The 2758-nt window shown below is 72.9% G+C and carries 4 protein-coding genes; 3 read left to right on the top strand and 1 reads right to left on the bottom strand.

Going from position 1 to position 2758, the window contains the following annotated elements; all coding sequences use genetic code 11:
- Positions 1-12: 12 nt before the first annotated feature.
- A complete protein-coding gene (locus ACFV6I_RS38890; protein ID WP_063345891.1) occupies positions 13-372 on the bottom strand; it encodes a zinc ribbon domain-containing protein YjdM in 360 nt (119 codons plus the stop codon).
- A 288-nt stretch (positions 373-660) separates the two neighbouring features.
- On the opposite strand from ACFV6I_RS38890, the gene ACFV6I_RS38895 reads away from it, so the two are divergent.
- The 3 genes from ACFV6I_RS38895 (at position 661) to ACFV6I_RS38905 (ending at position 2682) form a co-directional block, all read left to right on the top strand.
- On the top strand, positions 661-1899 hold the full coding sequence (locus tag ACFV6I_RS38895) for a styrene monooxygenase/indole monooxygenase family protein (RefSeq protein WP_380430944.1): 1239 nt from the start codon (positions 661-663) through the stop codon (positions 1897-1899).
- A gap of 368 nt (positions 1900-2267) precedes the next feature.
- The gene (locus ACFV6I_RS38900; protein WP_244293239.1) at positions 2268-2465 is read left to right on the top strand and encodes a thiazolylpeptide-type bacteriocin; all 198 of its coding nucleotides are present in this window, start codon (positions 2268-2270) and stop codon (positions 2463-2465) included.
- 37 nt (positions 2466-2502) lie between these two features.
- Positions 2503-2682 carry a thiazolylpeptide-type bacteriocin gene (locus ACFV6I_RS38905; RefSeq protein ID WP_063345889.1) on the top strand — a complete coding sequence of 60 codons (180 nt, stop codon included), beginning with the start codon at positions 2503-2505 and terminating at the stop codon, positions 2680-2682.
- The last annotated feature ends 76 nt before the right edge of the window (positions 2683-2758 follow it).

Below are 2758 nucleotides of genomic sequence, written 5' to 3' on the forward strand. Positions count from 1 at the left end.
GCGCGGGCCCGGTCAGGCCTTCTTGACCACGCTCGACTTGAGCTGCATCGCGCCGAACCCCTCGATCCGGCAGTCGATGTCGTGGCCGTCGACGCCGTCGACCAGACGGATGTTGCGGACCTTGGTGCCCGCCTTGATGCCGGAGACGCTGCCCTTGACCTTGAGGGCCTTGACGACGGTCACGGTGTCGCCGTCGCTGAGCACGTTGCCGACCGCGTCCCGGATCACCCGCTCGCCCGGGCCGGCCGGTTCGGCGGCGCCGCCTGCCGCGGGCATCCACTCGTGGCCGCACTCCGGGCAGACCATGAGGGCGTTCATCTCATAGGTGTACTCGCTGGAGCACGACGGGCACGGGGGGAGGTGGTCGCTCATGCGCGCGGGCTGTCCTCTCAGGTCGGGCCGGGGGTCGGCGGCTCGCCAGCATGTATGAAGTTGAAGAATTTTTCAAATCGCTTGTTCGAGGGCATCCGACCGCGGACGGTGACGTTCCCGGCAGGGCGCGCGCGGGCCGTGGACGCCGGTGCCCGATGACTGGTATCCAGGCCACTGGCAGCGCGACCGGCGGCCGGCCGGCGCCCACCGCCCCCTGCGGGCTCACCAGCCCACGGACGGAAGGGTGTTGAGACCGGGCCGGGACGTACAACCAGGAAAGCGGAGACGATGCGCAGAGTTCTGATCGTCGGCGCCGGGCAGGCCGGCCTCCAACTGGCCCTGGGGCTCCAGGCCCACGGCTACGACGTGACGGTGATGACCGACCGCGACGCGGACGCGGTCCGCAGCGGCCGGGTGCTGTCCACCCAGTGCATGTTCGACGCCGCACTGCGGACCGAACGCGACCTCGGCCTGGACCTCTGGGCGGACGCCGCACCCCGGATCGAGGGCCTCGGAGTCTCCGTCGCCGGGCCGCAGTCCGCGCGGGTGATCGACTGGGTCGGGCGCCTGGACGCGCCCGCGCAGTCCGTCGACCAGCGGCTGAAGATGCCCGCCTGGCTGGAGACCTTCGCCGGGCGCGGCGGCCGGGTCGTGGTCCGCCCGGTGACCGTCGGCGACCTCGAACACCTCTCCGGCTCCTACGACCTGGTCCTGGTCGCGGCCGGAAAGGGCGACCTGGCCGCGATGTTCGAGCGCGACCACGAGCGCTCCCGGTACGACCGGCCGCAGCGCGCGCTGGCCGCCAGCTACGTGTACGGGCTCGGCCCGCGCCCCGAGCACGACTTCCCCGCCGTCCGCTGCAACGTGGTGCCCGGCATCGGCGAACTGTTCGTGATGCCGGCGCTGACCGCGGCCGGCCCGTGCGACATCCTGCTCTGGGAGGCCGCCCCGGGCGGCCCGGCGGACGCCTTCGACGGGGTCCGCGACCCGGCCGAACACCTGCGGGTGACGCTCGACCTGATGAAGGCCTTCACTCCTTGGGAGTACGACCGCGCCCGGGCCGGAATCGAACTCACCGACGCCGGCGCCACCCTCGCCGGGCGCTTCACCCCCGCCGTCCGCCACCCGGTCGGCGAACTGCCCGGCGGCGGAGCGGTGCTGGGCGTCGCGGACGTCGTCGTCCTCAACGACCCGATCACCGGCCAGGGCTCCAACAACGCCGCCCGGTGCGCGGCCGGCTACCTCGACGCGATCCTCGCCCACGGCGACAAGCCGTTCGACCGCGACTTCATGCGGGCCGCCTTCGACCGCTTCTGGCAGGCCGTGCGCCCCAGCACCGTCTGGAGCAACGCGATGCTCGCGCCGCCGCCCGAGCACGTCCTGCACCTGCTCGGCGCCGCCGGTCAACTCCCGCCCGTCGCCGACCGGTTCGCCAACGCCTTCAACGACCCGGCCGACCTGGAGCAGTGGTTCCTCGACCCCGCGAAGGCGGCCGCCTACCTGGAGTCGTTCACCCCGCAGGACTGACCGCAGCGGATCGGCCGGGGCGGATCGGCCGGGGCGGATCGGCCGCAGCGGGCCGGCCGGGGCGCCCGAGCGGACGGCGGGCCCCGGCCGCCATGGGGGCGGTGCACCGGAGCGCCGGTCACGGCTCGCTCAAGTGCGGCTGAGGCAGGAGCCGGTGTTGCGCCCGGCGAGGTGGGCATCCGGCCAATCTGCCGAGCGCCCGGGTCCGGCGCGGCCGGTCGCGGCCTAGAGTCGCCAGTGGGCGGCGCGACGCCGGGGTCAGGACGATCCGCGTGCGCCGCCGCACCCCCGGGGGCCGGCACACCCCTCGGCCCCCACGCCTGCACAAGCGCACCTCGGCCTCGTCCGCCACCCCAAAGGAGTCCGATATGTCCGACATCGCCATGTCCGCGTCCACATCCACCCCGGGCCTCGACCTCCAGGACCTGGACCTCAGCGAGCTGACCGTCACCGCGCTGCGCGACACCGTCGCCCTGCCGGAGAACGGCGGCTCCTGGGGGTCCTGCTCCTGCCAGGCCTCGTCCTCCTGCGCCCAGCCGAACCTGCCCGGCGCGGACTCGTTCTGACCATCCGTCAATTCATCTCGAACATCCGGGAGACCACATGTCGGACCACTTCGAGGACGTCCTCGCCCTCGACGACCTCGACCTCGGCGAGCTGACCGTCACCGCGCTGCGCGACACCGTCGCCCTGCCCGAGACGGGCGCCTCCGGGGCACCCAGCTCCAGCTCCTGCGGATCGTCCTCCTGCGCCGCTCCGCACCCGCCGACCCAGACCTTCTGAGCCCGGCGTCGCCAAGTCCCCGTTGAACAGCGAGTGTCGCCTGTCTCTAAAAAACAACTCACTCTCCCGCCTATAG

The sequence above is a fragment of the Kitasatospora sp. NPDC059803 genome, assembly GCF_042732255.1.
Taxonomy (GTDB): domain Bacteria; phylum Actinomycetota; class Actinomycetes; order Streptomycetales; family Streptomycetaceae; genus Kitasatospora.

Coding starts and splice junctions, on each gene's coding strand:
- ACFV6I_RS38905 (WP_063345889.1), top strand. CDS start 2,503: ATGTCGGACCACTTCGAGGACGTCCTCGCCCTCGACGACCTCGACCTC.
- ACFV6I_RS38900 (WP_244293239.1), top strand. CDS start 2,268: ATGTCCGACATCGCCATGTCCGCGTCCACATCCACCCCGGGCCTCGAC.
- ACFV6I_RS38890 (WP_063345891.1), bottom strand. CDS start 372: ATGAGCGACCACCTCCCCCCGTGCCCGTCGTGCTCCAGCGAGTACACC.
- ACFV6I_RS38895 (WP_380430944.1), top strand. CDS start 661: ATGCGCAGAGTTCTGATCGTCGGCGCCGGGCAGGCCGGCCTCCAACTG.